This window comes from Pseudoclavibacter sp. AY1H1 (assembly GCF_002931055.1).
GTDB lineage: Bacteria > Actinomycetota > Actinomycetes > Actinomycetales > Microbacteriaceae > Pseudoclavibacter.
Genome location: NZ_PSXX01000010.1, coordinates 133,484 through 160,406, shown reverse-complemented (window position 1 = coordinate 160,406; position 26,923 = coordinate 133,484). Strand labels below are relative to the sequence as shown.

The window sequence follows — 26,923 nt, the reverse complement described above, 5'->3', positions numbered from 1 at the left end:
GCCTCGACGATCGACTTCCTGAAGTCGGTCACGTCGGCTGCCTGACCGCCGCCGGATAGGTCACCTTCGCCCCATTTCGACGCCGAGAACGGGGTGAAAGCGACCTATTGGCGGCGGGGGTGGCGGCGGCCGAGATGAGCAGCGCCCCGAGCGATGCGGCGATCGTGATCGACGCGGCCGCCCCGAACGCGAAGCTCGCCGGCATGTTCGCCCCCACGGCGAGGTAGGTGCCCGCGTAGACCGAGAGCGCCAGGGCCGCCGCGAGGCGTTGGCTGAGCTGGAAGAATCCGGCCGCGACCCCGTTCACCCCTGGCGGCGCCTCGTTGAGCGTCAGCGATTGGTTCGATGGGATGAAGAGCCCGGAGAAGAACCCCTGCAGCGTCCCGGCGCCCAGGATCCCGAGCACGATGAGCGGCTCCGATCCGGTCGTCACCAGGGCGATCTCGACGGTCACCACGATGAGCGCCAGGCCGAGGACCCACGTGATCCCGCTGCGGCCGAAGCGCCGCACGAGCCGCCAGCTCAGCATCGACCCGACGACCATGCCGAGGGCGCGGGGCGTGAGCAGCAGCGCCGCAGCGAACGGCGAGTAGCCGAGCCCCTCGATGAGGAACAGCGTGGTCAGCAGTCCGATGCCGAGGGCAGAGCCGAACGTGAGCGCGGCTACGGCGGTCCCGAGCAGGTAGCCGCGGTTGCGGGCGAGCTCGGGATGCAGCACCGCGGCGCCACCCCGCGCGTATACGTGACGCTCCCAGAGGGCGAAGAGCACGAAGAGCGCAACCGCAGCCGCAGCCAGCGCTGTGAGGAGGACCCCGTCGCTCACCGCCGCGACCAGCAGCGCGAGCGTGCCGGTGCCGAGCAGCACGACGCCCACCGCGTCCACCTGTCGCAGCGCACTTCGCACACCGCCCGGCACGGCAGACGGCCGCGGCAGCACGAACACCGCCGACACGATGAGCACCACGGCCAGCGGCACGGCGAGCAGGAAGACGAGCCGCCATCCCGTGTCGTCGGGGAGGACGGTCAGCAGGATGCCCCCGCCGAGCGGTCCGACGAGCCCGGCGGCCGAGCCTGCGGTCGTGTACCCGGAGAGCGCGCGCGAGCGCATGATGCCGCGGAAGGTGTCTTGGAAGAGCCCAAGCACCTGGGGGTTCACGACGCCGGCTCCGAACCCCTGCACGAGGCGGGCGATGATGACGGTGGTCGTGTCGTCCGCGAGCGCGGCCGCGAACCCGGCGACCGCGAACAGCGCGAGCCCGAGCAGGTACAGCGAGCGTCGCCCGAGCAGGTCGCCCAGCCTCCCGGCGCCCACGAGGGCGAGCCCGAACGCGAGTGAGTACGACGACGTCAGCCACTGCACCTGTGCGCCATCGGCGTCGAGGGAACGCTGGATGCTCGGCACGGCGAAGCTGAACACGGCTTGATCGAGGAGGGTCGTGAAGGCCGTCGCGACGCCGAGCGCCAGTATGAGCCCGTCCGGGCGCCCTCGACGACGGAGAGCTGAGGGCGCGGCGAAACCCGCCGCGCCCTCAGCCTTCGAGGACGCGACGGGTTCCGTCGCCATGGGGTGCGCGGCGATGGCTACTCCTCGCGCGGGAGGCCCGCGGGGTTCACCTCGGAGACGTCGATGCGCTCATCCTGCAGTCCCCAGCGGTCGAGGATCGCGTCGTACTGGCCGTTCTCGATGGCGTGGTTGATGACGATCGAGACGGCTTCGATGAGGCCGTTGTCCTTCGCGGTGCCTGCTGCGATCTGCGCGTTGGCGGGGAAGCCGCCGTTGAGGGTGCCGACGAGCTTCGTCTCGCCGTCGCTCGCAGCCTTGAACGCGGCGGTCGCGTTCGGGCCGAAGTTCACGTCGACTCGACCAGACTGCAGCGCGAGAGTGCCCGCCGCGTCGTCTTCGAAGTACTGGAAGTCGACCGGCTCGAGCCCTGCGGCCTTGTTCTCCTCGTCCCAGGCGACGAGGATCTTCTCCTGGTTCGTGCCGGCGCCGACGATGACGGAGAGGCCCGCGACGTCCTTCGCCTCGGTGATCGACTCGATCTCGCTGTCGGCCTTCACGTAGAAGCCGAGCACGTCCTCGCGGTAGGTGGCGAAGTCGAAGAGGTCCTTGCGCTCTTCCGTGACCGTCACGTTCGAGGTGATGAGGTCGTACTTGCCGGACTGGATGCCGAGGGGCCAGTCGGCCCAGGCGGCGACCTCGCCCTTCAGCTCGAGGCCGAGTCCGTCGGCGATGAGCTGCGCGAAGTCGGCCTCGCTGCCGAGGCGCGTCACGTTGTCGTCCTCGGCGAGGAAGCTGAGCGGCGGGATGTACGCGCTGCCGACGACGGTGAGCTTGCCTGCCTCGGCTGGCTGCCATCCGGAGGCCTCGAGAGCCGCGATGGCTTCGGGGACCGGATCGATCTGCGGGCGGCCGTCGACGTTCGCGCTGGTCAGGTCGAACTGGATGAGGTCGCTCGCGGGGGCCGCGCCGTCTGGCTCTGCTGCCGTGACGGGGGCCGACTGGCCGTTGACGATGAGGGTCGTGGCGACGACGCCGATGACGGCGAGTGCTGCGACACCGCCGGCGATGACGCCGACCTTCTTCTTGTTGAGCTTTGCCATGGGTGGCACCTTTCGGGTACGTGCGTTGCTGAAGTTCTGGGGTGGGAGATGAGCGACAGGCCAGGGTGTGGCTAGAGCACCTTGCGGATGAAGTCCTGCGTGCGCGGATGCTGCGGGTTCGTCAGCACCTGCTCCGGTGTGCCCTGCTCGATGACGCGGCCGGCGTCGAGGAACACGATGCGGTCGGCGACCTCGCGGGCGAAGCCGATCTCGTGCGTCACGATGACCAGCGTCGTGCCGCCGTGGGCGAGCTCGCGGATGACGTCGAGCACCTCCCCGACCAGCTCGGGGTCGAGTGCGCTCGTCGGCTCGTCGAAGAGGAGCACGTCCGGCTTGAGCGCAAGCGCTCTGGCGATCGCGACGCGCTGCTGCTGGCCGCCGGAGAGCTGCCGCGGGTAGTGGTGCTCCTTGCCCTCGAGGCCAACGCGCTGGAGGAGCTTGCGCGCCTGCGCCTCTGCATCCGCTTTGGATGCTCGCTGCAGCGCCACCGGCGCGGCCGTGATGTTCTGCAGCGCCGTGAGGTGCGGGAACAGGTTGAAGTTCTGGAAGACCATGCCAACCCTCGTACGGCGGCGAAGCGTCTCAGCTTCGCGCAGCTCGAAGAGGCGGTCTCCCTTCCTGACGTAGCCGATGTACTCGCCATCGATGAGGATCGATCCGCCATCGACGGACTCGAGGTGGTTGATGGTGCGCAGGAGGGTCGACTTGCCGGAGCCGGAGGGCCCGAGGAGGGCGACGACCTCGCCTGGTTCGATCTCGAGGTCGATGTCGTGCAGCACCTCGTGGGTGCCGTACGACTTGCTGACGCCGCACACGCTGACCTGCCCGGATGCTGCGCTGCTGCGTTCGAGTTCCGCTTCGGCGTTCCGATTGATGGTTGCCTGGCTCATGCTTCGCTCGCGTCCTTTCGTGCTGGTGCTGGCGCTGGTGCTTCTGTGGGGCGGGCTGTCGCGCCCGCGGGTATGCCGTGCTTCTTCCGGTCGAGCGCCTTCGCGCTCTCGGCGTGCTCTCCGTCCGGCTTCTCGGGGGCCTCGCGTTGTTTCTCCCTGCCTGCGCTTTGCTCACCGTCGTCGAGCAGCGCCCACTTCTCGGAGATCCACGCGCGCGCCTTCTGGATGGGCGTCGGCGGCAGCTCCCGGTGCGCGCCCTTCGAGAAGTGCCGCTCGATGTAGTACTGCGCGATCGAGAGGAGCGTCGTGATGATGGCGTACCAGACGACCGCGACGAGGAGCAGCGGGATGATGCGCTGGTTGCGGTTGTAGATGACCTGCACCGTGTAGAACAGCTCCGGCAGGGCGACGACGAACACCACGGAGGTGCCCTTGACGAGGCCGATGATCTCGTTGAAGGCGTTCGGCGTGATGGCGCGGGCCGCCTGCGGCAGGATGATGCGGAAGAAGCGGTACCGGCGGGGCAGGCCGAGCGCGGCGGATGCCTCAAGCTGGCCCTGGTCGACGGACAGGATGCCGGCGCGGATGATCTCCGCCGAGTAGGCGGCCTGGTGCAGGGAGAGGCCGAGCGTCGCCGCGGCGAACGAGGAGATGAGCTGCACCGTCGGGAACTCGACGAGCCAGAAGTCGGTCGTGAAGGGCGTCCCGAGCCCGAGCGTCGGGTAGAGGTAGCCGAGGTTGTACCAGACCACGAGCTGCACGACGAGCGGCACGGACCGGAAGAACCAGATGAAGCTCCACGAGAACGAGTTCAGGAGGGGCGACTTCGAGAGGCGTGCGACCGCGAGCAGGGCACCGAGGATGAAGCCGATCGCGCCGGAGAGCACCGTCAGCTGGAGCGTCAGGACAAGCGCGTTGAGCACGATCTGGCTGAAGAAATACTCGCCGAAGACGTTCCACTCGTAGCGCTGGTTCGTGACGAGCGACCACGCGAACTGGGCGACGGCGAACACGGCGACGGCGGAGAGGATCCACAGCACCCAGTGCTTGGGGTGGACGACCTTGAGGTGCTCGCCCGGCCCGAGCGTCTGCATCCGCCGGCTCGCGAGTGGCTTCGCGTCGTCTGGCGGCGTCGACGACGGGCTGTCGGTGGTCGGTGCGGTGTCGAGTTGTGACATCGCGTTCTCCTCTCGGCGGACCCTCGATTCGAGGGGCTCACCCTCGATTTCGAGGGCATGTCGAGAAGGTATGGGCACGCGGATGCGGGGGCGACGGCCTCCCTTCACGGAAGTTCCGACACGGTCGCGCGGCGAAGCTCCGCGTCACATTCGGTCACCTGCTCGTCAGGTGAGGGGCCAGCGAGGGGTGCATCCGCGGCGTAGCGTTGAGGTCTCCCCCCCTCCGGCCGCCCCACCCGCACGACAGGAGCCCCCGCATGCCGACCGTCCTCCTCACCGGCTTCGAACCCTTCGACGGCAACACGAGCAACCCGTCGTGGACGGCCGTTCAGGAGGTGCGCGATCGCTGGGACGGCGACGCGGAGATCCACGTGCGTCAGCTCCCCGTCGACTTCGCGAGGGTGGACGACGCGCTGCGGGCCGCCCTCGCCGAGGTCGACCCCGACATCGTGATCGCCGTCGGGCTCGCCGGCGGCACCGACACGATCAGGGTGGAACGGGTCGCGATCAACGTCGACGACGCGCGCATCCCCGACAACAGCGGCTTCCAGCCGATCGACGAGCCCATCGTGGGCGACGGCCCCGCCGCGTACTTCAGCACCCTGCCCATCAAGGCCGCGGTGGAGGCCGTGCGCTCGAGCGGCATCCCTGCCGTCGTCTCCCAGACCGCCGGCACCTACACCTGCAACCACGTCTTCTACCTGCTCCTGCACGAGCTCCGGCAGCGGGCCGGCGCACGAGGCGGCTTCGTGCACATCCCGTACTCCGCGGAGGAAGCCGTCGGCACCGACCGCCCCTTCCTGCCCATGGACCAGCTCGCGAGCGCGCTCACCGCCGTCGTGCGAGCGACCCTCGCGCACGAGAGCGACGTGCGGGTCGGCGGCGGCACCCTCGACTGAGCAGGGCCTCAGAGCCGGTACGCGATGGCATCCGAGGCGGCGAAGGCGAACCACACGCGAGTGCCGGGCGCCAGGTCGAGCTCAGCGACTCTGCCAGGCGGCACGTCGGCGGAGAACTCGGCGCTCCGGACCCGGATGATGTCCCCTCGCGGCTCGAGGTCCGTGACGATGCCGGGGAGCACGTTCCGTGAGGCAGTCGGCTCCGATGGGTCCTCGGTGGTGACGGCGACCTGCGTCGGCCGCACGGAGATCCCGACCCGCGTGCCGGCCGGGAGCGTTTCGACGAAGCTCGCCGCGAGGCGCTGCCCGCCGTCGGCTCTGACGGAGGCGTCGTCGAGGGCGGTGCCGGTCACGAGGTTGAGCGCGGCGAGGCCGGCCGCGAACTGCGTGGCGGGCCGCTCGAGCACTTCGCGCGTGGGGCCGACGTCGACGATGCGCCCGCCCTCGAGCACCACGACGCGGTCGGCGAGCATGAAGGCGTCGAGCACGTCGTGCGTGACGATGATCGTCGTCTGATCCGCCAGGACGTCTCGGAGCATCCGTCGGATCGCCGGCGCGACCGACACGTCGAGGGCTGCCATCGGCTCGTCGAGCAGCAGCAGAGCGGGGTCGGACGCGAGCGCCCGGGCGACGGCGATCCGCTGCGCCTGGCCCCCGGAGAGCTGAGCGGGCCTGCTCTGCGCCAGTCCTCCCGCATCGACGCGGTCGAGCCAGCCGGATGCGCGCGAGTTGGCCTCGGCACGCGAGCGTCCCTTGCTGCGCGGACCAAAGGCGACGTTGTCGAGTGCGGTGAGGTGCGGGAAGAGCAGCGCGTCCTGCGCGAGCATCGAGACGCCGCGAGCATGAGGTGGCAACCAGCGTCCACGGCCGCGATCGCCGATGTCGAAGAGGACCTCGTCGTTGAGCCGGGCCGTGCCGGTGTCGGGGCGGACCAGGCCCGCGATGAGCGTGAGAAGCGTCGACTTCCCGGCACCGTTCGGCCCGAGCACCGCGACGGTCTCGCCGTCGGCGATCGTGAGCTCGACGTCGAACGCCCGCGCCCGCACGGTGGCGGCGAACTCGAAGCTCACGACGCGCTCCGCCGGAGCCGGAAGCCGTTGGCCTCGCCGGCCTGGTGGGCCACCGCGACCACGATCACCGCGACGGCGACCAGGACGAGCGACAGGGCGACCGCCGCATCCGGATCGGTTTCACGCTGGAGGTAGATCTCGAGCGGGAGGGTGCGCGTGACGCCCTGCAGCGAGCCCGCGAAGGTGAGAGTGGCCCCGAACTCGCCGAGCGCGCGCGCGAAGGAGAGGACCGCGCCGGAGATCACGGCGGGCAGCACGAGCGGCAGCGTGATGCGGCGCAGCACCGTGGTGGGCCGTGCACCGAGCGTGGCGCCGATCGCCTCGTAGCGCGTTCCGACGGTGCGCAGCGCCCCCTCGAGGCTGAGCACGAGGAACGGGAGCGCCACGAAGGTCTGCGCGAGGACGACGGCCGTCGTCGAGAACGCGATGGTGATCCCCATGGCCTCGAAGCTCTGGCCGAGGAGCCCGCGCCGACCGAAGGTGGCGAGCAGGGCGATGCCGCCGACCACGGGTGGCAGCACAAGCGGGAGCAGCACCAGGGATCGGAGGAGCTTCTGCCCCCAGAAGTCGGTGCGGGCGAGCACGATGGCCATGGGCACCCCCAGGAGGACGCAGAGCACTGTCGCGCTGAGGGAGGTGCGGAGGCTCAGCAGGAGCGCGTCGATCGACGACTCCGACGTGACGAGCGGAACGAACTCGGCCCAGTTCACGCGGGTGACCATCCCGATCAGCGGAAGCAGCACGAAGGACGCGCCGATGATCGCGACGCTCAGCACCCAGCCGGGCACGGCGGCAGCGGCGGAGCTTCTTCGGGGCACTGGATGCGTTCCTACGGCTGGCCGAACCCGGCGGTCGCGAGCACGTCCTGGCCCACTGCTCCCGTGACGAAGTCGATGAACGCCTGGGCGACCTCGGGGTTCGTCGACGCGGCGACCGGGGCGATCGGGTAGGTGTTCACGGCCTCGCTCGACTCGGGGAACCGGATGCCGGTGACGGCGTCTCCTGCGGCGATGATGTCGGTGACGTAGACGAGTCCGGCGTCCGCTTCTCCGGAGGTGACCTTGCCCAGCACGTCGGTGACCGACGACTCCTCACTCACCGGGGTGATGTCCACACCGGTCGCCGTCTCGACGGCGAGCGTCGCGGCGCCGCACGGCACCTGGGGAGCGCAGACGACGGTCTTCGCCTCCGGCTTGGCGAGGTCCGCGAAGGTGGCGATGCCGGCCGGGTTGCTCGGCGGGACCGCGATCTCGAGCACGTTGGTGGCGAAATCCACCGGAGCGTCTGGCGCGATGAGGGTGGCGTCCGTGAGCTTCGCCATGTTCTTCTCATCGGCCGAGGCGAACACGTCGGCCGGGGCGCCCTCGGTGATCTGGGTGACCAGGTCGGAGGAACCGGCGAAGTTCAGCTCGACCGTCACGCCCGGGTTGCTCGACTCGAACTCGTCGGCCAGCTCCGTGAACGTGCTCTTGAGCGACGCCGCCGCGAACACCGTGATGGATCCCTCGAGGGCGGACGCGCTCGCCGGGGCAGTTTCCGCGGCGGGAGCTGCGGGGGCGCCACTGCCCGCGCAGGCCGAGAGGCTGAGAGCAACCGCCGCCGTCAGCAGCGTCGCCGCGATCTTCCTGGTGGGGGTCATGTGTCGAGACCTTTCGGGCAGTGGTTCGAAGATCGAGGCACGGGAGCTTCTGAGTGATCCTGGATCTGAGGAACCAGTTTGACCCAGGGCCCGAATTTGCGCCACGAAGCCAACTCTACTGCCGCAGCTGCGGTTCTGCCGTGCCTGCCGGAGACCCGAGGGCACGCCGGCCGAAAGCACCCACGCACGACACCCCGCACCTCACGACCACCCCTAGGGCTGTGCGACCTGGATGCTCCAGGGCTGCGGGGTGCCGTCGATGCGCCTCGCCTCTTCGACCTCGACCACCATCGGACCCGGCTGCCAGGTGCGCGAGACGGTCTCGGGAAGCTCGACCTGCGTCAGCTCGGGCGTCGCCCCGTGCGTGGTGATCTGCAGCTTCCCGTAGTCGCCGGCACTGATCGCGGCCTCCCCGCCAGCCCCCGTATAGAGGTACAGACCGGCGCCCTCACCGGAGAGGGTCGCATCGAACGTCGGAAGGACGTCGACAGCGGAGAGCGTCATCTCCCACACGCCACCCGAGATGACCTGGATGCTGTTGGTGGCCACGGGCGTCGGGTCTTCGCCCCGAGCCGCGGCGTCCGCACCAGCCGTGTTCACGAGCCATTGCGTGGTGTCCCCCGGGATGCCGCTGCTGAACTCCACGTCCTCCGTGGCCTGCGGGTTCGCGACCAGGAAGGTGACGTCGCCCATGGTGTCGACGACCTCCAGCACCGCGAGCTCTCCGGCGCCGGAAGGAAGCAGGACGTCGATGTTCGCCTCCCCGTATCCGCTGAGCGGCACCCCTGGCTCGAGCGTGAGCTCTGGCACCGGATCGGTCACGACGGCGTCGCCCTCCAACCCGACCGGCGTCGACGTCGCGCTGCTCTCGGCGGCAGAGCTCTCCCGCGAGTCGGAGGCGAACTGCAGCAGCTGGATGCCGGCGGCCACCACGAACAGGAGGATTGCGAGGATCGAGACGGCGACGCCCTTGGCGCCCGAGCGGAAGCCGCGCCTGATGGACGGGGCCGCGAAGATCAGAGCCAAGACGATCCCGAACCAGAGGCCCACGAGGGCCGCGACGATCGCGGCGACGCCGGCACCCACGGCGAGGCCCGGCTTGAGCCCGGGTTGATTGCCGGTCGGCCTGCCACCCTGGCGAGCCGCGCGACCAGACGGCGCCGGCGGGAGTGGGGGTGGCGGGGCTTGCCCCGCGGTGGTGGGCTGCGGTGCGTCGGCCGCCTCGAAGGGAGCCGACACCGAGGGAGACGCGGGCCCGGACCCGCGCCGCAGGGCGTCCTGCGAGCCGCCGTGCGTGTAGGCGAGGCCGCGCTTCGCCCCCTCACCGAGCCGGTCGAGGTCGTACGTGGCGCGCGCTGCGGTGCTCGTCGCGGCGCGCCCCTCATCGCGGGCGAACTGCTCGGCCGCGCGCTGCGCATCCCGCGCCGACTGGCCAGCCGAGCGCTGGGCGTCCTGCGACGTCTGATCGAGGGCACGCTGTCCGTCCTGCGCGCGCTGCGCGGCGGCCCGCTCGGCGTCCCTCGCCCGCTGCTCGCGCTCCTGCTCGATGCGGTCTGCGCCGCGACTCGCGGTGTCGGCCCACTGCCGCACGAAGTCAGGCGCCTTGTAGTCCGCCGGCGGCGTGTACCCGTTCTTGCTCTCCACCACGGTCGCACCCCTTTGTCACTGTCTGCGCCCATTCAACACCACACCCCCGACAGGCGAGCCGTTGTCACCCGGGCACCCCTGACGTAGCCTTGTCCTGTCATTAGAACGAATCACAGCAGCGCAGAATCGAGAGCACCATGAGCGCGTCCACCCCCGCACGCATCGGCGTCGTCGGCTACGGGGCTGGCGGCCACCGCTTCCACGTGCCCTACATCCAGGCCGTCAAGGGCTGGGAGCTCGCCGGCGTCGTCACCCGCTCAGCGGAACGCCGCGCGATCCTCGCCACCGAGGCACCGGGCGTGCCAGCCTTCGATTCGCTCGACGCCCTCCTCGACGCCGGCGTCGACGCGGTCGTCATCACCACCCCACCGGACACACGCCGCGAGCTCGTCCTGCGAGCCCTCGAGCGCGGCGCGCACGTCGTCGCCGACAAGCCCTTCGCGCCCACCGCGCAGGGAGCGCGCGAGCTGCAGGCAGCCGCGGAGCGCAGCGGTCGCATCCTCACCGCCTACCAGAACCGCCGCTGGGACACCGACCTCGTCACGCTCAAGCAGGTCATCGACGAAGGCCAGCTCGGGGACATCTGGCGCGTCTCCTCCCGCATGGACCAGGACGACTCCGGCACCCTCGAGACCGGCCCAGCCCACGGACTCCTGCGCGACCTCGGCAGCCACCTCGTCGACCAGATGGCCTTCCTCTTCGGCCCCGTCGAGCGCGTGAGCGCCCACCTCGACATCACCGAGGTGGACGGCGTCGAGGTCGACTGCGGCTTCGACGTCGCCCTCCACCACGCGAACGGCGTCTTCACCCGCGTCGCCTCCAGCAAGATCAACCACCTCGACGGCCGCGAGCTCATCGCGTACGGCGACCTCGGCGCCTACGAGTCGCGCATGGACGACGTGCAGACGGCGCAGATCGATGCCGGCCTGCGCCCAGCATCCGCCGCCGCCGGCTGGGGAGTCGAGGCCGAAGCGCGCTGGGGCACCCTGCACACCACCGAGGGCAGCCAGCAGATCCCGTCCGCGCGCGGCGACTACGCCGAGTACTACCGGATGCTCCTCGCCGCAGTCCGGGGCGAGTCCGCTCCCCCGGTTCCCATCGAGCAGGCCGTGCACACCGTCGAGATCCTGGATGCGGCACGCGAGAGCGCGCGCACCGGACTCACCGTGGAGATCTGAGCCGCACCCCTCACCCCTCCACCCCGCTACCCCGCTACCATCAAGGCACGGGGTGCGACGGCGGGCCAATGGGGGCTCGCCTGCGAAGGGGGAAGCATGATCCACGGAACCGAGTTCACCGGACTGCGCGAGGCGCTCGACGACATCGAGCCGAGCTTGCGGACCGGACTCGAACGGCTCATCGACGACGTCGACGCCGACGACATCGCCACGCGCGAGCCACGCGACATCGTGGGCGCCGCGGCGACCATGCGCCGGCTCGCCACACGACGCAAGACGGGCGATACCCTCATCGCCGTGTTCACGCCGACGCTCAAGGAAGAGGGCTGGAGCTCCCGGCGCACGATCGTCGACATCTGCACCGCGGATGCGCCGTTCCTCGTCGACTCCGTCACTGCGGCGATCGCGCGCCAGGGCCTCGCCGTGCACCTGCTCGCGCATCCCGTCGTCTCGGTGCGCCGCGACGACGCCGGCGAGCTGCTCGAGATGCACGCCCACGGCGGCACCCTCGAATCGTGGATCCACCTCGAGGTCGACCGCATCCCCACCGAGGAAGGCCGCGACGAGCTCGCCGACCGGCTGCAGCACGTGCTCGACGACGTGCACACCGCGGTCGCCGACTGGCGGCCCATGCGCCGAGCCTGCCTCGACCTCGTCACCGACCTGCGCACGGAGCCGCCCACGAGCGTCGACGACGGCGAGGTCACCTCCGCCGTCGAGTTCCTGACCTGGCTCGCGGAAGACAACTTCACGTTCCTCGGCTACCGCGAGTACTCGCTCGAGACCGATGAGCGGGGCGAGGAGGTGCTGCGCCCGCTGCCGCACACCGGGCTCGGCATCCTGCGCCGACCGTCCACCGCGACCACCCACCTCACCCCGGAGGCCCAGCGCACCGCCCGCGAGCCGCGACTCCTCACCATCACCAAGGCGAACTCCCGCGCCACCGTGCACCGCGACGTGTACCTCGACTACATCGGCGTCCGCAGCTTCGACGAAGCGGGCAACGTCACCGGGGAGCTGCGCTTCCTCGGCATGTTCACGTCCGTCGCCTACGCCGCCTCCGTGCTCACCCTGCCCATCGTGGGTGCCAAGGTGCGATCCGTGCTCGCCGCATCCGGCCACGCGCCGAACTCCCACTCCGGCAAGGACCTCCTGCAGATCCTCGAGCAGTACCCGCGAGACGAGCTGTTCCAGGACAGCACCGAGCACCTCCACGCCGTCGCGTCCGAGATCAGCCGGCTGCGAGAGCGCAGGCGCTACCGCATCTTCCTGCGCCGCGACGAGTTCGGCCGGTTCGCGTCCGCACTCATCTACCTGCCGCGAGACCGCTACAACACAACCGTGCGCCTCCGCATCGAGCAGGAGCTCCGCACCGCCTTCGACGCGAGCCAGGTCGATCACGCGACGAAGGTCGGCGACTCCCCGCTCGCCCAACTCCACTTCGTCGTGCGCGCCGCCAAGGGCGTGCACCTGCCAGAGGTCTCCGAGCAGGACATCCAGCCCCGCATCGAGCGCGCCATCCGCGGCTGGGATGAGGAGCTCGTCGACGCCCTCCACCTCGACCACGATGAGGAGCGGGCAGCCGAGATCCTGAGCACCTACGGCTCGGCCTTCCCCGAGGGATACAAGGAGAACATCCCCCCGAGCGACGCGGTGAAGGACATCGCCCTCCTCGAGCAGCTCGACGAGGACACCACCTTCGCCGTGCACCTCTACGCACCGGAAGAGGACGAGCCCGGGAAGCGCTACTTCACGTTCGCGTCGCACGACGTGTACCCGCTCACGATGGTGCTCCCCACCCTCACCGATCTGGGCGTCGACGTCGTCGACGAGCACCCGTACGTCGTTACCCTGCCGGACGGGCGCAACCTGCACATCTCCGACTTCGGGCTCACCGCGCCGAGCGCGTCCGTGTGGAACGACGCCGAGTGGGGTGCCGAGCTCGAGTCGGTCTTCAGCGCCGTCTGGTCGGGGGCCGCGGAGAGCGACCGCCTCAACTCGCTGGTCCTCCTTGGCGGGCTGCGCTGGCGGCAGATCGTGATCCTCCGCGCTATCAGCATGTACCTGCGGCAGGTCGGCACGACGTTCTCCGTCGACTACATCGAGCAGGCCCTCATCGCCAACCCCGTCATCGCCGCCGATATCGTGCGGCTCTTCGAGACGAGGTTCGACCCGGACTTCGCCGGCGACCGAGAAGCGGCGCTCGCCGCGCTCGCCGAGCAGCTCCAGGAGGCCCTCGACAACGTCGCCAGCCTCGACTACGACCGCATCCTCAGCTCCATGATCGGCATCGTCGACGCCACCTGGCGCACCAACTTCTACCAGGTGGATGCGCAGGGCGAGCCCAAGTCGTGGGTGTCGATGAAGCTCGACTGCACCCGCGTGCCCGGCCTCCCGAAGCCCCACCCCATGGCCGAGATCTGGGTCTACTCGCCAGAGGTCGAGGGCGTCCACCTCCGCTTCGGCCGCGTCGCCCGCGGCGGGCTGCGCTGGAGCGACCGGCGCGAGGACTTCCGCACCGAGGTACTGGGCCTCGTGAAGGCGCAGATGGTGAAGAACGCCGTCATCGTGCCGACCGGATCGAAGGGCGGCTTCTTCGCGAAGCAGCTCCCCGCGCCGAGCGACCGGGGCGCGTGGCTCGAGGGCGGCCGATCCGCCTACCGCACCTTCATCCGCGGGCTCCTCGACATCACCGATAACCGCGACGGCACCGACATCGTGCCGCCGCCACGGGTCGTGCGCCACGACGGGGACGACTCCTACCTCGTCGTCGCCGCCGACAAGGGCACGGCCTCGTTCTCCGACATCGCGAACGGCATCTCCGAGGAGTACGGCTTCTGGCTCGCGGATGCCTTCGCGTCTGGCGGCTCGGCCGGCTACGACCACAAGGGCATGGGCATCACCGCCCGCGGCGCGTGGGAGTCCGTGAAGCGGCACTTCCGGGAGCTGGGCCACGACACGCAGACGCAGGACTTCACGGTCGTGGGCGTCGGCGACATGTCGGGTGACGTGTTCGGCAACGGCATGCTGCGCTCGGAGCACATCCGCCTCGTCGCGGCGTTCGACCACCGGCACGTGTTCGTCGATCCGACCCCGGATGCGGCGGCCACGTTCGTGGAGCGTCAGCGGCTCTTCGACCTCCCCGGCTCCTCGTGGGACGACTTCGACCGCAGCGTCATCTCGGAGGGCGGCGGCGTCTTCCCGCTCTCCCAGAAGTCGATTCCGGTGACGCCGCAGATGCGGGAAGCGCTCGGCCTCGACGCCGACGCGCAGCGCCTGACCCCGCTCGAGCTGAAGAAGGCCGTACTGCTCGCCCCCGTCGACCTCCTCTGGAACGGCGCCATCGGCACCTACATCAAGGCCAGTGACGAGACGAACGCGGAGATCGGCGACCGCGGCAACGACGCGGTCCGCGTCGACGGCCATCAGCTCCGGCTGCGCGTCGTCGGCGAGGGCGGCAACCTCGGCGTGAGCCAGCGCGGTCGCATCGAGGCGGCCCTCGCCGGGGTGAGCCTCAACACCGACGCGATCGACAACTCCGCTGGCGTCGGCACCTCCGACCGCGAGGTCAACATCAAGATCCTCCTCGGCGCCGTGGAACGCGACGGCCGCCTCGACCGCGACGCCCGCAACGAGGTACTGCGCGCCATGACCGACGAGGTCGGTACGCAGGTGCTGCGCGACAACTACGAGCAGAACGTGCTCCTCGGCAACTCGCGCTCGAACGCCGCCAAGATGCTGCCTTCCCACAAGCGGCTCATCACGTGGCTGGAGGAACGCGACGAGCTCGACCGCGACCTCGAGTTCCTGCCGAGCAACGCCGAGATCAGGCGCCGCATCGACGAGGGACGCGGCCTCACGAGGCCCGAGTTCTCGGTGCTCGTCGCCTACGCGAAGCTCGCGCTCAAGAGCGACCTCGCCGAGACCGACCTCGCCGAGGACCCGTGGTTCGCGAACACCCTCGCCGAGTACTTCCCGGCCGAGGTTCGCGAGCGGTACGCGGACGACCTGCACGCGCATCCGCTGCGCCAGGAGATCATCGTGAACTCCGTCGTGAACTCGATGGTCAACCGCGGTGGCATCACCTTCGCCTACCGCGCCCAGGATGAGACGGGCGCAACGAGCGAGGAGATCGCGCGCGCCTACGTCGCCGCCCGGGAGATCTTCGACCTGCGCGGCTTCGTCGTCGAGATCGAGGCCACCGACAACCTCGTGCCGGCGTCCATCCAGACCGAGCTGTACCTCGGCTTCCGTCGACTCCTCGACCGGGCGACTCGCTGGATCGTGCAGCACCGGCCCGACAGCATCGACGTCGGTGCGGAGATCGAACGGTTCAGCGGCCCGGTCGCGCAGTTTGCCAGCCGGATGGGCGAGCTGCAGCAGGGCGAGGAACGCGAGCGCTTCGACGCCCGCGTGCAGGAGTTCGAAGATGCCGCCGTCCCGCGTGCGCTTGCGCTGCGCGGGGCCGGCCTCCTCGAGCTCATGCCGCTGCTCGACATCATCGAACGCGCGGACCAGCACGGCTGGGACCTCGAGGAGTTCGTCGGCCTCTACTACGTGCTGTCGGCGCGCGTCAGCTTCGACGACATGCTCGTGCGGGCGACGGCACTGCCGCAGGACGACCGCTGGGGGTCGATGGCGCGCGCCGCCATGCGTGACGACCTGTACGCGGTCATGATCGAGCTCGCCGCCTCCGTTATGACGCAGACCGCGCCGGCCGAGCACACCGCGCGCATCGACGCGTGGATCAGCCAGCTCGGCCCCAGCGCCACCCGCGCGCTCGACGAGGCTGCGGATGCGGTGCACGCTGGCGACGACACAGGTCTCGCCACGCTGTCGGTCGCGCTGCGGCGCCTGCGGTCGCTCGTGCGCTGACCGCGGGCGCGGGTCCGGCCTCGACGCCGGCCCTCACCGCTCAGCGGCGAGCGCGCGGAATACTGGCACGAGCGAGTCGGGCACCGGCTCGTAGGAGAAGCGATCGGGACCGGAGAATCGTGATCCCTCGTTCCACATGGCAGCCGTGACACCTGACGTTGCGGGGTCGTAGTCGATCTCGAAGCGACTCAGCTCCGAGACGTGCTGCATGAAGAGCTTCGATGCGCGCCCGTTGCCTTCACGGAACGGATGCGCATGGTTGACGTACGCGAACACCTCGGCAGCCGCGGCCGCGAACTGGTCGATGTCGAGCTCCGACCAGTCGAGCTCGTCGATGATCCGGGCGGCGTCCTCGAGGTATCTGGGGATGTCGTCGAGCTCCGCGAACCCGAACTGGTCTTTGTAGATGGGCACCGTGCGGTACTCCCCTGCCCACTCGTAGATGTTCCCGAAGAGCTGCCTGTGGAGCGCTTTCACGTGTGCAGCGTCGTATGTCTTCGGGATCGACAGCAGACCCTCTTCGACGAGCGCCTGCTGCGCATTCGCCTCGGCGAACTCCGCCCTCGCCAGATCGGCCTTGTCCCGCAGCCCGAAGAGGTTGCGCAGCACGGAACCGCCCGGCTCCCAGAGGTACGAATCCCAGGCGGCGCAGTCGGCCGCCATCAGCTCGCGGCAGCGTGCGCGTGCGTGCGCTCGATCGCACCGGCGACTCGACGGTCGTACTCGGCCTTGTCGATCGCTCCGCGCAGCAGGTCAGTCAGGTTCTCGACGTCTTCGCGATTCGGCACCCAGCCCTCGTGCCAGCTGGAGGCGAGCGCGTTCACGACGATCTTGCGCTGCTGTGCGCTCAGCGGGGCGAAGAGCTCCGGCCAACGCTTCTGGATGTCGAATTCGACGGCCATCTCGAGCCTCTCGCTCAGTGGGCTCCAAGTCTACCAAGCAGCCCATCCCGCATCCTGGCTTTACCGATCGATACAGCGTAGCCTCTGTACCAATCGGTAAAGAACCGGTGGTGACATCGAGGAGCTTTCATGGACGAGCGTCCACCCCTTCCCCCGTTCACAGCAGAGACCGCTGCACGCAAAGCGCGAGCGGCCGAAGATGCTTGGAACACGCGTGATCCCGAGCGGGTCTCCCTGGCCTACACCGTCGAGAGCGCCTGGCGGAACCGTGATCGGTTCGTGAACGGGCGCGCCGAAATCGTGGCGCTGCTGACAGAGAAGTGGAGCCGGGAGCTCGACTACCGGCTCATCAAGGAGGTCTGGGCCTACGAAGGGAACCACATCGCTGTCCGCTTCGTCTACGAGTCCCACAACGCAGCTGGGCAATGGTTCCGCTCGTTCGGCAACGAGAATTGGGAGTTCGATGAGCACGGCCTGATGCGTCGTCGACTCGCGGCGATCAACGACGTTCCGATCGACGAGGCCGACCGGCTCTTCCACTGGCCCCTCGGCCCGCGACCGAGCGATCACCCGGGGCTGACCGAGTTGGGCATCTGAGCGTCATGGCCAAGCCGTCGACGACTCGCGAAGCCGTGATCCCCCTCCTGACGGAGGCATTCCGCGAGCACGGATACGAGGGGGCCAGCATGGCCATCCTCCAGGACGCGACCAGCCTCGGCCGCGGGAGCCTGTACCACTTCTTTCCCGGTGGCAAGGAAGAGATGGCGGCGGCAGTCCTCGCCGATATCCAGGCATGGTTCGACGAGCGCATCTTCACACCGCTGCGCGCCACCAGCACCAACGCGGAGGAGGCGCGACAGGGCATCCACGCCATGATCGACGAGGTACGGGCCTACTTCCGCTCCGGTCGGCGCGCGTGCCTCCCCGGCGCATTCGCCACCGGCCGCGAGCGCGACCAGTTCGATGAGGCCGTGCGCGGCTACTTCACCGAATGGGTCGACTCGCTCACTGCCGCCCTGGCCGCCGCGGGGTCGCCGGAGCCCCGCTCGCACGCGCTCCAACTGGTCGCTGCCATTCAGGGCGGCATCGTCCTCGCCCGCGCGCTGGATGATCCCGACGCGTTCGACACCGTTCTCGACGCAGCATCGCCAGCGCGCAGGCGCTAGCGGCTCACTGCCGCTGGCCGTCACTCATCCTGAGTTCGGCCCGCGCCTGCGGCGACGCGATCGTGACGATCGTCTACTCGTCGAGCGCCCGCAGCGCGCGCAAGTGCACCCCTGCCCACGAGCGGAACGGCTTCCACGCCTCGGCGATCTCGTCGATCGAGCGGTCGGGGCCGTAGCGCTTCATGACCTCCTCGCTCAGTCGACCCTCGTTGCGCGGCAGGACATCGGGGAAGTTCGCGCCGCGAATCACGACGAGCTCGGCCGAGAACGGCCCCATCCCCAGGATGCTCTGCACCTGGACGAACGCCTCGGACGACTGCAACGAGCGCAGGTAGGTGCCGGAGAGCTGGCCGTCGAGCGCGGCCTCGGCGATCGCGTGCAGGTACTCCGCCTTGCGCCCGGGCAGGGTGAGTGACGCCGCCCGCAGCGTGGCCGGAGACGGAAAGGCTCCGTCGTCGCCGAGCTGCAGCGTGAGCCGCGTCTTGATCGCCACCGCCTGGCGCATCTGCAGCCGTTGCGACAGCACCGACCACACGGCCGCCTCGTATGGCGAGAAGAAACCGCACGGCCTGAACCCGGGGAGCCGAGCCTGCGCTTCCGCGACGACCTCATCGCGCGCCGCGACATCGGGCCAGCCGCGCGCATCGATGTCTATCGACAGCAGCCGACGGACTTGCTCGGTCGCGGCATCCAGATCACCCGGGCCCTCCACCACGATACGGACGGATGGCCCGTCCTGGGTGATGACGGCATCCACTCGCTGCCAGTCGGTATCGCAGAGAAAAGTGGTCTGGATGCCCGCGGTCTCCGTCTGGGACGCGAGCCTGCCGGGGGCGAACCCCTCCCAGAAGCGCTTGCTGGTGGCGAGCGACCAGGGCCCGACGATCTCGTGAACCGTCTCGAGTCGAGTCATGTGTCCGACCTTGTCGTGGAGAGTGATGGCAGTGCCGCCGGGCTCGGTGGAGGTCAACGTGCGGCCAAAGGCTCCGTCGACGGGCGCTGGGAACGATCGCAAATATAGGGCCATCCACCTGGATCGAGACTCGGAGGCGGCCGACATCGGCCACCACCAGTCGATGGGCACGCCAGCAGGGAGGGCGCCGCTGAGCCGACGACGCCTTCCCTGCCCAATGCACCTCAGCGCCGAGGCTGGTCAGCCGATGCGCAGTGACAGAGGATCGTTCACGGCATAGATCGGGCTTTCACCGCGCAGTGCCCTCGCAACGTCGTCGAGCGCCTTGGACTTCGTCTCGGCGAGCGACTCCACGCTGTAGTGAGCAGAATGCGGGGTGAGGACCACGCGCTCCAGACCACGCAGCGGATTGGTTACCGACATGGGGGCCGGTTCGCCCTCACGAGCGTCGATCCCTGCCCCGGCGAGGCGCCCGGAACGGATCGCAGCAGCAAGCGCGCCCTCATCGACCAGGCCGCCTCGCGAGACGTTGATGAGTGCTGCGCCGGCGGGCATGCGATCGATGACGGCACTGCTGATGATGTTTCGCGTGGACTCGAGGAGGGGGACGTGCAGCGAGAGGATGTCCGACGTCTCCACCAGCTCGTCGAAGCTCACGGGAACGAATCCGAGCGCTCGGATGTCGTCGGCCGAGACACCCGGATCGTAGGCCTGGACGTGATATCCGATCGCCGAGGCCATGCTGGCCACGCGTCGGCCGATCCGTCCGATCCCGAGCAGCCCGAAGGTCTGGTCATCCGGTCGCCTGGTTCCGGCCGCGAGAGCGAGCGACGCCGTCCCGTCTCGGTGCATCGCCTGGTCGAGCGAGGCGATCCGCCGCGAGACTGAGAGCGCGAGCGTGATGGCGTGAACGGCCACTTCGCGGTAGTTCGAGTCCGGCACGTTGGTGACCCACATCCCATTGGAGGTTGCCGCATCGATATCGACACCATCCAGGCCGATACCGAATCTCGTGATGGATCGGCAGCGGGAGAGGCTGTCGATCACGCGGCGGCTCAGGGGCTCCGCCAACGCGATGATCGCGTCGGCGTCCCCGGCAACCCTGATCAGCTCGTCTTCAGTGGGTGCATCCACCGTCACGAACTCGACATCCATGCCGAGGAAGGCCTTCTCTGCTTCTTCGGCCAGCGGGACAGCGCTGTTGGTCAGGACCACTTTGTAGGACGCCATCAGCGGGTACCTGCGGTTTCTGCCTCGGTCGAGAGGCTCTGGATAGCGTGCCACTCGGACATCGCGCCGCTGACGGCCCAGTTCAGGTCGCCACCCGACAGGATCACCCGTGCTCCGCTCGCGAGGTACCGCTGCGCATCCGGAACCGTGAAGCAGAACGCGCCCGTGCCGACGCCGTGGGCGGCAGCGCTGCTCAGCACGCGATCGATGGCTGCCCAGTGCTCGTCCGATCCCATGCGAACGCCGAGGGAGAGGGCGAGATCGCCCGGGCCGATGATGACCGCGTCGAGGCCAGGAGTGGCAAGGATCTCATCGGCCGCTTCGACACCTTCCGCGGATTCGATCTGGATCGCGACGAGGACGCTGGCGTTGGTCACGGCGGAGTAGTCCGGGGATGCGAGGCTGGCTCCATAGGCAGCACCACGGCCAGGACCGCTTCCTCGCTTCCCCTCCGGGGCGTATCGAGCTCGTTCGACGACTTCAGCTGCCTGAGCCGCCGTCTCGATACGGGGAACGATGATGCCGGCGGCGCCTGCGTCGAGCACGCGGGAGATGTAGTGACCGACTTCGGGCACCCGCACGAGCGCGGGAGTCCTGTGCACGTCAGCAGCACGGACGAGCTGCTCGAGCTGCTCGATCGTCGTGGCGGAGTGCTCGAGGTCCATGCAGAGCACTTCGAAGGGGGTCGCGGCGAGGGCTTCGACGAGCGTGGGGGAACCGGTGAGGATCGTGGTGCCGATCACGGGTGCGTCTCGCACACGGGACCGGAGGTCGTACTGCGGCATTGCTGCTCATTTCTTTCTGGTGGTGCTGGTGGGATGTGTGCAGCGCGGAGTGCGGTGCATCGGTGAGACGTCGAGGATCATGCGGAGGACTTCACTCCGAGCCCGCGATGGGCAGATGCTGATTCCACTTCCTCAGCGGTGAGAGTCGGGCGGGCGATGAGCATTCCGACGATCGTCATCGTCTGAGCGAGCACGATCATGGCGGCGACGAGCCACGGCGCACCGCCGAGTGCGAGGACGAGAGCCGTCGCTATCAGCGGAGTAGGACCGGCGACCAGCGCCCCCTGCAGCTCACGCGAGGAGGTGAGACCTGATGATCGATATTCCGTGCGGAAGATGGCCGGGAGGATGATCAGCTGGGCGGCATTCCCAGCGGCCCAGCCGACAGCCCAGATGAGGACGCTCGCGACCACGATGAGCGGGAGGTTTCCCGTCTGGAGCGCCATGAAGTACGGGAACGCGAGGATGATGCCGCCGATCGCTCCCGCGTACAGGACGAGCTTGGCGCCCAGCTTGTCGGTCAACCGCCCCCAGAGTGGCAGGACCAGAACGCCGACTCCCATCATCACGAAGATCGTGAGCAGGGTCTCATCGGCGCTGAGCCCGATCTGACCCGAGAGGTAGCTGATGCCGAATGCCTGCGCGACGAAGCCGGTGACGTTCAGCCCTGATGGCAGGAGGAAACCGGCAATGAAGTTTCTCGGGCTCGCCTTGAACGCGTCCCCCATCGCCGCGAGCGGATTCCTGCGCGCCATCGGGGCCCGGCCGGCGTCACGCTCACGCTGGACTCGCTCGAACTCGGGCGATTCACCGACCTTTCGGCGCAGGAGGAGACCGATCACCGTGAGCACGGCCCCGAGCAGGAAGGGCACACGCCATCCCCACTCGAGGAACGCTTCGGAGGTCAGCGCGGCGCTGAGTCCCGTGAAGAGCACGAGCGAGAGGATCGCGCCCATCATGGATCCGACCAGCAGGAAGGAGGAGTGATAGCCCTTGGCCTTCTGCTGAGTGGATTCGTTGACGTAGATCATCGCCGAGGCCAGTTCGGCTCCTGCTCCGAATCCCTGCATGAGGCGGAACAGGACCAGGAGCGCTGGTGCCCAGATGCCGATCGCGGCGAACGGCGGGAGGAGACCGATGCTTGTCGTTGCGACTCCCATCAGGATGATCGAGAAGATCAGAACCGGGCGCCTGCCCCATCGGTCGCCAGCGGCGCCGAGGACGATGCCGCCGACCGGGCGGGCAGCGAAACCGACCGCGAACGTTGCGAAGGTTGCCAGCACCGCGACGGAACCCGCCCCTTCGGGGAAAAAGAGGGGCGCGATGACCAGGCCCGCGACGTAGGTGTACAGGCCGTACTCGTACCACTCGATGAATGTGCCTGCCGTCGCTGCGGCGATGGCGCGAAATGATCGCGCTCGGGTAAGTCCGTCTGCCGGCGATGTTGGGGACGCCACGACATCTTGGTTGGACACTAGAGCTCCTTTGCTCGGTTGAGGTCAGAGTATTGCGTACTGTCGACAATCGCAAGTCGCCTGTACTCTAAGAACATGGCCTCACGCAGCGACTTCCAGAAGATCAGACCCATGTCGCTGACCGATGAGGCCCAGATGCAGATTAGGGAGCAGATCCTGAACGGCACGCTCCGGCCGGGCGACACGCTGCCGGACTCGGTGATCGCCGAACGCATGGGGGTCAGCCGTTCGCCTGTGCGCGAAGCGCTGCGGCTGCTCGAGCAAGTCGGGCTGGTGGAGAAGGCGACCCATCGCGCATATCGCGTGCTCTCGATCGACCGCTCCGACCTCCCGGAGCTGGCCGCGCTGAGGGTTGCCGACGAACTCCTCGCCGTGCGACTCATCGTGCAGAACCGCACCCCGGTTGATTCGCTCCGCGTGCACATCGACGAGATGCGCACGGCGGAAAGCTCCGAGGAGTTCGTCGCAGCCGACACTGATTTCCACGCCGGCGTCGTCGCCCTGGCCGGGCTGCCGCGGCTGTCGAGTCGCTACGGGGCTTTGCGCGACCAGATCCGACTCGCGCTGAGCGTGACGCCGCACCCGTCCGGTCTTGGGACTCCCGAGTTCCTCCGGTCTCACGAGGAGTTGTATGACCTGCTGGAGGCGGCTCTGGCCCACGGGCAGACACGCGAGCTGCTCCGAGCTTGGGAACTCCACGTCCTGGCGGGCATGTCATCGACGGGAATGCTGACGCCACAGGACTAGGCCGACTTCGGCGCAGCACGCGGTGCTGCCCAGCAGAACGCTGTGCACATGCGGCCTCCCCCACGGCCCCCTAGGAGAACTTGCGGCCCTCGTCGCGCTTGTACAGGAACACGGCGAGGAAGCCGAGGACCGCAGTCCAGGCGAGGATGCCGAGCAGCGCCCACACGGGGAACTCGCTTCCGGAGACGGTCGCGATGACGAGCTCGCGGGCCTGGCGGACGGGCAGCACCTTCGACGCCGAGTCGAGCCAGTCGGGGAACAGGAAGGGCGGCAGGAACAGGCCCCCGCCGAACGCGAGCAGGAACATGAGCACCTGCGTGATCGCGATGGCGGCCTTCGGGCCGGCGGTCGTGCCGACGATCGCGCCGATGAGGGCGGAGGGAATCGCGGTGAGCACGACGGCGACGAGTCCGAGCAGCACGCGCATCGGGGCCGGGTCGGCCGCTGTGAACAGTCCGCCGACGACGAGCAGGGGGATGATCGCCAGCGTGGCCATGACCAGCGTGCTGATCACGAGACCCGCGATGCGCGCCGACGGCTTCCCGGGCAGCGTGCGCAGGTAGGGCACCCACGGCTTCGACCGCTGCTCCGCCAGGTCGAGGCCGAGGCTGAAGAGGCCGTTGGTCATGAATGCGAAGACGATCATGGACGCGGTGGCCTGCGTCGCGAACGCCGGGTCGTCGACGATGGCGCTCTGCGGCAGCACGAAGAAGCAGAACGCGAGCGTCGGGAAGACGAGCGAGCCGATCACGGCGATGGGCACGCGCGCGGTCTCGATGAGCGAGTACTTGACGTGCGTGGCGATGAGTCCTGCAGTGGACATGGTCCTCAGCTCCTGTTCTGGGCGTTCTGCGTCATGGCGAGGAACGCCTCCTCGAGCGTGGCTCCGCGAACCGTCAGGTCCGTGAAGGGGGCACCGGATGCGACGAGCGAGCGGATGAACGCGTCCGAGTCGCGGACGAGTGCCGTCACGAGCCCCGCATCCGCTGTCCGCCCGCCGGACACCGAACCCTCGACAACTTCGGTGAGGGCGTCGGCGTCGATGGCCTGGATGCGCGCGACGTCCACACCGCGCATCGTGACGCGCCGCCGAGAGACGCTGCCGACGACCGAGGCGAGGCTGCCGTCGGTGATGACGCTGCCGTGGTCGATGACGACGACTCGCTCGGCGAGCTGCTCGATCTCCTCGAGGTGGTGGCTCGTGACGATGACCGCGCAACCGCTGCGGTGCTTGGCACGGAGGGCACCCCAGAGACTGCGCCTCGCATCGACGTCGAGGCCCGTGGTCGGCTCGTCGAGGAGCACGAGCTCGGGGTCGCCGACGAAGGCGAGGGCCACGGCGAGCCGACGCTGCTGCCCGCCAGAGAGCGAGCCGCACTGCTTGCCGAGCAGGGGGCCGAGGTCGAACGCATCCACCAGCCCTCCCCTCGCCGCGGGTCTCGGGAAGTGCGCGGCGACGTAGTCCAGCACCTCCCCGACCTTGAGGGCCTCCGGCAGCGCGCTCGCCTGCGGTGTCGAGCCGACGCGGGTGCGGGTGCGCACGTCGAGCGGGTCGCCGTCGAAGAGACGGACCGTGCCGGTCGTGGGCGAGCGGAGGCCGAGCAGGAGCGACAGCAGCGTCGTCTTGCCCGCGCCGTTCGGGCCGAGGAGACCCACGCACTCCCCCGCCCGGACGTCGAGGGTGACGCCGTCGAGGGCCGCGTGCTGGCCGAAGCGCTTCACGACGTCGGTGACCTCGACGATGGATCGTGCCGGCGTGGTGGCGCGCTGTTCGCGGGTGGGCTGTGCGTCCATGTCATCCTCCGAGGAGCTTCAGGAGCGCCGTCCGGTAGCTGCGAAACGCTGCGCGTCCGGCTGGGCTGATGGTCAGATACGTGATGGGCTTGCGGCCGGCGAAGGCCTTGTCGATGACGACGTAGCCGGCGTCCTCGAGCTTCGAGAGGTGCGTCGTGAGGTTCCCGGCGGTCATGTCGAGGAGGCTGCGGAGCTTCGAGAAGGTCATCTCGTCGCCGTCGTCGAGGCTCTCGGCGAGGGTCGTCATGATGCGCAGCCGGGCAGGGGCGTGGATGATCGGATCGAGGTCGATGCTCGTGTCGCTCATGCGCGCACCTCGTCCCGCAAGGTCGGCTCGCTCGAGATGATGCCCGCGCGAAGCAGCACGATGAACGTGATGAAGATGAGCGGACCCACGGTGCCGTAGACGAGGTAGTGGGTTGGGGCGCCGAGCGCCGTCGCGACGACAACGAGGGCGATGACCGCGGCGCCGAGCGCGAACTGCGCTTTCGATCGTGACATGGCAGCGCCCGCCATGTAGAGGACGCCGATCGTGAGGGCGAAGATGCCTGGCATGAGGAGCGGCGCGAGCAGGGGATCGTTCACCTGGCGCAGGAGCGACGCCGCGAAGAACCAGGCACCGATCATCGAGATCGACCAGGAGAAGCCGTAGAGCATTCCTGCGGTGTTGCTGCGGCCGCGCATCCCGCGGCCCATGGAGATGCCGGAGACCGCCGAGACGATGATGCCGATGACCATGAGCACCCCGAAGACGATGAATGCGGTCGCGGTCGGGATGCGCAGCGCCGGGTTGCCGCCGCCGTCCTCGGCACTCCAGAGGGCGAGGAATCCGACGAGCCAGGCGAGGGCCCACGTGGCGAGCAGGATGTAGAGGGCCCGGTCGAGGCGGGTGCGCGTGGTGCGCTGCTGCTCGCGCATGAGGGCCAGCATCTCGCTCGGCGCGAGGGCTGCCTCGTCGTCCTGCGACGGGGTGATGCCGGCGGGGGTCGAGCTTCCGTTTGTCTCCATGCAAAGTAGTTTGCATTACAAACTAATTTGCGTCAACCGCGATACCTGGGCGATAGCCTTGATCGCATGCGCATCGCCACCTGGAACGTCAACTCCATCCGGGCCCGCTCGGGCCGAGTCATCGACTGGATGGTGCGGGCCGACATCGACGTGCTCGCGATGCAGGAGATCAAGTGCAAGCCGGAGCAGTTCCCTCGCGAGGTGTTCGAGGAGGCCGGCTACGAGCTCGAGATCCACGGCCTCAACCAGTGGAACGGCGTGGCCTTCGCGAGCCGCCTCCCCATGAGCGACCCTGAGATCACGTTCGCCGACATGCCCGGCTTCGGCAAGACGACCCCGGAGGGCACGCTCCCCCTCGAGGCCCGCGCGCTCGGCGTCACCGTCGAGGACCTCCGCCTCTGGTCGCTCTACGTGCCGAACGGGCGCGAGCTCACGCACGAGCACTACACCTACAAGCTCGCCTGGCTGAAGGCGCTGCTCGCCGACATGACCACGTGGCAGCAGGCGCATCCGGACACCCCGCTGGCCCTCATGGGCGACTTCAACATCGCGCCCCTCGACATCGACGTGTGGGACCTCGCCGCCTTCGTCGACTCGACGCACATCTCGGCCCCCGAGCGTGCCGCGTTCGAGGCATTCCTCGAGGCCGGCTTCGTCGACACCGTCCGCTCGCGTGGCGTCGAGGGCTACACGTACTGGGACTACAAGCAGCTCCGCTTCCCCCGCAACGAGGGCATGCGCATCGACTTCATCCTCGGGAACACCGAGTTCGACGACCTCGTCGTGGATGCATCCATCGAGCGCGACGAGCGCAAGGGCGACGGCCCGAGCGACCACGTGCCCGTCGTCGTGGAGCTCGACCTCGAGACCTCCCTCGACGACGACCGCCCGATGATCTTCTAGAGCCGGCCCCGGGATGGGAC

25 protein-coding genes are annotated in these 26,923 nt (G+C 68.9%); 7 read left to right on the top strand and 18 right to left on the bottom strand.

What is annotated here, in order from left to right; all coding sequences use genetic code 11:
* Nucleotides 1-28 precede the first annotated feature (28 nt).
* The 4 genes from C5E05_RS15185 to C5E05_RS15170 form a co-directional block, all read right to left on the bottom strand.
* Nucleotides 29-1,564, bottom strand: coding sequence for an MFS transporter (locus C5E05_RS15185; protein WP_104342406.1), 1,536 nt, complete (start codon nucleotides 1,562-1,564; stop codon nucleotides 29-31).
* 17 nt (nucleotides 1,565-1,581) lie between these two features.
* The gene (locus C5E05_RS15180; RefSeq protein ID WP_104240009.1) at nucleotides 1,582-2,604 is read right to left on the bottom strand and encodes an ABC transporter substrate-binding protein; all 1,023 of its coding nucleotides are present in this window, start codon (nucleotides 2,602-2,604) and stop codon (nucleotides 1,582-1,584) included.
* Between the two features lie 71 nt (nucleotides 2,605-2,675).
* A complete protein-coding gene (locus C5E05_RS15175; protein ID WP_104240008.1) occupies nucleotides 2,676-3,494 on the bottom strand; it encodes an amino acid ABC transporter ATP-binding protein in 819 nt (272 codons plus the stop codon).
* A complete protein-coding gene (locus C5E05_RS15170) occupies nucleotides 3,491-4,588 on the bottom strand; it encodes an amino acid ABC transporter permease (RefSeq protein ID WP_104342413.1) in 1,098 nt (365 codons plus the stop codon). The genes C5E05_RS15175 and C5E05_RS15170 overlap by 4 nt, the downstream gene beginning before the upstream one ends.
* Before the next feature lie 341 nt (nucleotides 4,589-4,929).
* Between C5E05_RS15170 and pcp the strand changes: the two genes are divergently transcribed.
* Nucleotides 4,930-5,571, top strand: a complete 642-nt coding sequence (gene pcp, locus C5E05_RS15165) for a pyroglutamyl-peptidase I (RefSeq protein ID WP_104305714.1) — start codon at nucleotides 4,930-4,932, stop codon at nucleotides 5,569-5,571.
* A gap of 8 nt (nucleotides 5,572-5,579) precedes the next feature.
* Here the strand turns inward: pcp and C5E05_RS15160 are convergent, their stop codons facing one another.
* From C5E05_RS15160 to C5E05_RS15145, 4 genes are all read right to left on the bottom strand, one after another.
* On the bottom strand, nucleotides 5,580-6,641 hold the full coding sequence (locus tag C5E05_RS15160; RefSeq protein WP_104342405.1) for a sulfate/molybdate ABC transporter ATP-binding protein: 1,062 nt from the start codon (nucleotides 6,639-6,641) through the stop codon (nucleotides 5,580-5,582).
* Nucleotides 6,638-7,459 (bottom strand): ABC transporter permease, encoded by an 822-nt coding sequence (locus C5E05_RS15155; RefSeq protein WP_258064891.1) that lies wholly within the window; start codon nucleotides 7,457-7,459, stop codon nucleotides 6,638-6,640. Before C5E05_RS15155 ends, C5E05_RS15160 begins: the two co-directional genes overlap by 4 nt.
* A gap of 11 nt (nucleotides 7,460-7,470) precedes the next feature.
* Nucleotides 7,471-8,280 carry a molybdate ABC transporter substrate-binding protein gene (gene modA / locus C5E05_RS15150; RefSeq protein ID WP_104305712.1) on the bottom strand — a complete coding sequence of 270 codons (810 nt, stop codon included), beginning with the start codon at nucleotides 8,278-8,280 and terminating at the stop codon, nucleotides 7,471-7,473.
* 213 nt (nucleotides 8,281-8,493) lie between these two features.
* Nucleotides 8,494-9,927, bottom strand: coding sequence for a hypothetical protein (locus C5E05_RS15145; protein WP_146081137.1), 1,434 nt, complete (start codon nucleotides 9,925-9,927; stop codon nucleotides 8,494-8,496).
* A gap of 137 nt (nucleotides 9,928-10,064) precedes the next feature.
* Between C5E05_RS15145 and C5E05_RS15140 the strand changes: the two genes are divergently transcribed.
* Both C5E05_RS15140 and C5E05_RS15135 read left to right on the top strand, forming a co-directional pair.
* Entirely contained in the window at nucleotides 10,065-11,105 is a 1,041-nt protein-coding gene (locus C5E05_RS15140) for a Gfo/Idh/MocA family protein (protein WP_104342403.1), read from the top strand.
* Between the two features lie 96 nt (nucleotides 11,106-11,201).
* Complete coding sequence (locus C5E05_RS15135; RefSeq protein WP_104342402.1) at nucleotides 11,202-15,980, top strand: NAD-glutamate dehydrogenase; 4,779 nt, start codon at nucleotides 11,202-11,204, stop codon at nucleotides 15,978-15,980.
* Nucleotides 15,981-16,013: 33 nt separating this feature from the next.
* Here C5E05_RS15135 and C5E05_RS15130 read toward each other — a convergent pair whose 3' ends face one another.
* Nucleotides 16,014-16,643: a Fic family protein gene (locus C5E05_RS15130; protein WP_104305708.1), complete on the bottom strand. Its 630-nt coding sequence runs from the start codon at nucleotides 16,641-16,643 to the stop codon at nucleotides 16,014-16,016.
* Nucleotides 16,643-16,882: an antitoxin VbhA family protein gene (locus C5E05_RS15125; protein WP_104239999.1), complete on the bottom strand. Its 240-nt coding sequence runs from the start codon at nucleotides 16,880-16,882 to the stop codon at nucleotides 16,643-16,645. The genes C5E05_RS15130 and C5E05_RS15125 overlap by 1 nt, the downstream gene beginning before the upstream one ends.
* Nucleotides 16,883-17,011: 129 nt before the next feature.
* Between C5E05_RS15125 and C5E05_RS15120 the strand changes: the two genes are divergently transcribed.
* Nucleotides 17,012-17,479 (top strand): nuclear transport factor 2 family protein, encoded by a 468-nt coding sequence (locus C5E05_RS15120; protein ID WP_104342401.1) that lies wholly within the window; start codon nucleotides 17,012-17,014, stop codon nucleotides 17,477-17,479.
* A gap of 5 nt (nucleotides 17,480-17,484) precedes the next feature.
* On the top strand, nucleotides 17,485-18,048 hold the full coding sequence (locus tag C5E05_RS15115) for a TetR/AcrR family transcriptional regulator (RefSeq protein WP_104342400.1): 564 nt from the start codon (nucleotides 17,485-17,487) through the stop codon (nucleotides 18,046-18,048).
* Between the two features lie 73 nt (nucleotides 18,049-18,121).
* Here C5E05_RS15115 and C5E05_RS15110 read toward each other — a convergent pair whose 3' ends face one another.
* The 4 genes from C5E05_RS15110 to C5E05_RS15095 all read right to left on the bottom strand — a co-directional run bounded on the left by C5E05_RS15110 (nucleotide 18,122) and on the right by C5E05_RS15095 (nucleotide 22,451).
* Nucleotides 18,122-18,961, bottom strand: coding sequence for a DNA-3-methyladenine glycosylase (locus tag C5E05_RS15110; RefSeq protein WP_104342412.1), 840 nt, complete (start codon nucleotides 18,959-18,961; stop codon nucleotides 18,122-18,124).
* Nucleotides 18,962-19,201: 240 nt separating this feature from the next.
* Entirely contained in the window at nucleotides 19,202-20,191 is a 990-nt protein-coding gene (locus C5E05_RS15105; protein ID WP_104239995.1) for a C-terminal binding protein, read from the bottom strand.
* Entirely contained in the window at nucleotides 20,191-20,976 is a 786-nt protein-coding gene (locus C5E05_RS15100) for an HpcH/HpaI aldolase/citrate lyase family protein (protein ID WP_104239994.1), read from the bottom strand. The genes C5E05_RS15105 and C5E05_RS15100 overlap by 1 nt, the downstream gene beginning before the upstream one ends.
* Before the next feature lie 77 nt (nucleotides 20,977-21,053).
* Nucleotides 21,054-22,451 carry an MFS transporter gene (locus C5E05_RS15095; protein ID WP_104305705.1) on the bottom strand — a complete coding sequence of 466 codons (1,398 nt, stop codon included), beginning with the start codon at nucleotides 22,449-22,451 and terminating at the stop codon, nucleotides 21,054-21,056.
* A 75-nt stretch (nucleotides 22,452-22,526) separates the two neighbouring features.
* Here C5E05_RS15095 and C5E05_RS15090 point away from each other — a divergent pair, with 75 nt between their 5' ends.
* On the top strand, nucleotides 22,527-23,198 hold the full coding sequence (locus C5E05_RS15090) for a GntR family transcriptional regulator (protein ID WP_104342399.1): 672 nt from the start codon (nucleotides 22,527-22,529) through the stop codon (nucleotides 23,196-23,198).
* Between the two features lie 70 nt (nucleotides 23,199-23,268).
* Here the strand turns inward: C5E05_RS15090 and C5E05_RS15085 are convergent, their stop codons facing one another.
* The 4 genes from C5E05_RS15085 to C5E05_RS15070 are packed head-to-tail and all read right to left on the bottom strand — an operon-like array spanning nucleotide 23,269 to nucleotide 26,000.
* Nucleotides 23,269-24,021 (bottom strand): ABC transporter permease, encoded by a 753-nt coding sequence (locus C5E05_RS15085; protein WP_104342398.1) that lies wholly within the window; start codon nucleotides 24,019-24,021, stop codon nucleotides 23,269-23,271.
* Nucleotides 24,022-24,026: 5 nt separating this feature from the next.
* Nucleotides 24,027-24,992, bottom strand: a complete 966-nt coding sequence (locus tag C5E05_RS15080) for an ABC transporter ATP-binding protein (RefSeq protein ID WP_104342397.1) — start codon at nucleotides 24,990-24,992, stop codon at nucleotides 24,027-24,029.
* A gap of 1 nt (nucleotide 24,993) precedes the next feature.
* A complete protein-coding gene (locus C5E05_RS15075; protein ID WP_104239989.1) occupies nucleotides 24,994-25,299 on the bottom strand; it encodes a transcriptional regulator in 306 nt (101 codons plus the stop codon).
* Nucleotides 25,296-26,000, bottom strand: coding sequence for a hypothetical protein (locus C5E05_RS15070; RefSeq protein ID WP_104342396.1), 705 nt, complete (start codon nucleotides 25,998-26,000; stop codon nucleotides 25,296-25,298). Before C5E05_RS15070 ends, C5E05_RS15075 begins: the two co-directional genes overlap by 4 nt.
* A gap of 66 nt (nucleotides 26,001-26,066) precedes the next feature.
* Between C5E05_RS15070 and C5E05_RS15065 the strand changes: the two genes are divergently transcribed.
* Nucleotides 26,067-26,903: an exodeoxyribonuclease III gene (locus C5E05_RS15065; protein ID WP_104342395.1), complete on the top strand. Its 837-nt coding sequence runs from the start codon at nucleotides 26,067-26,069 to the stop codon at nucleotides 26,901-26,903.
* The last annotated feature ends 20 nt before the right edge of the window (nucleotides 26,904-26,923 follow it).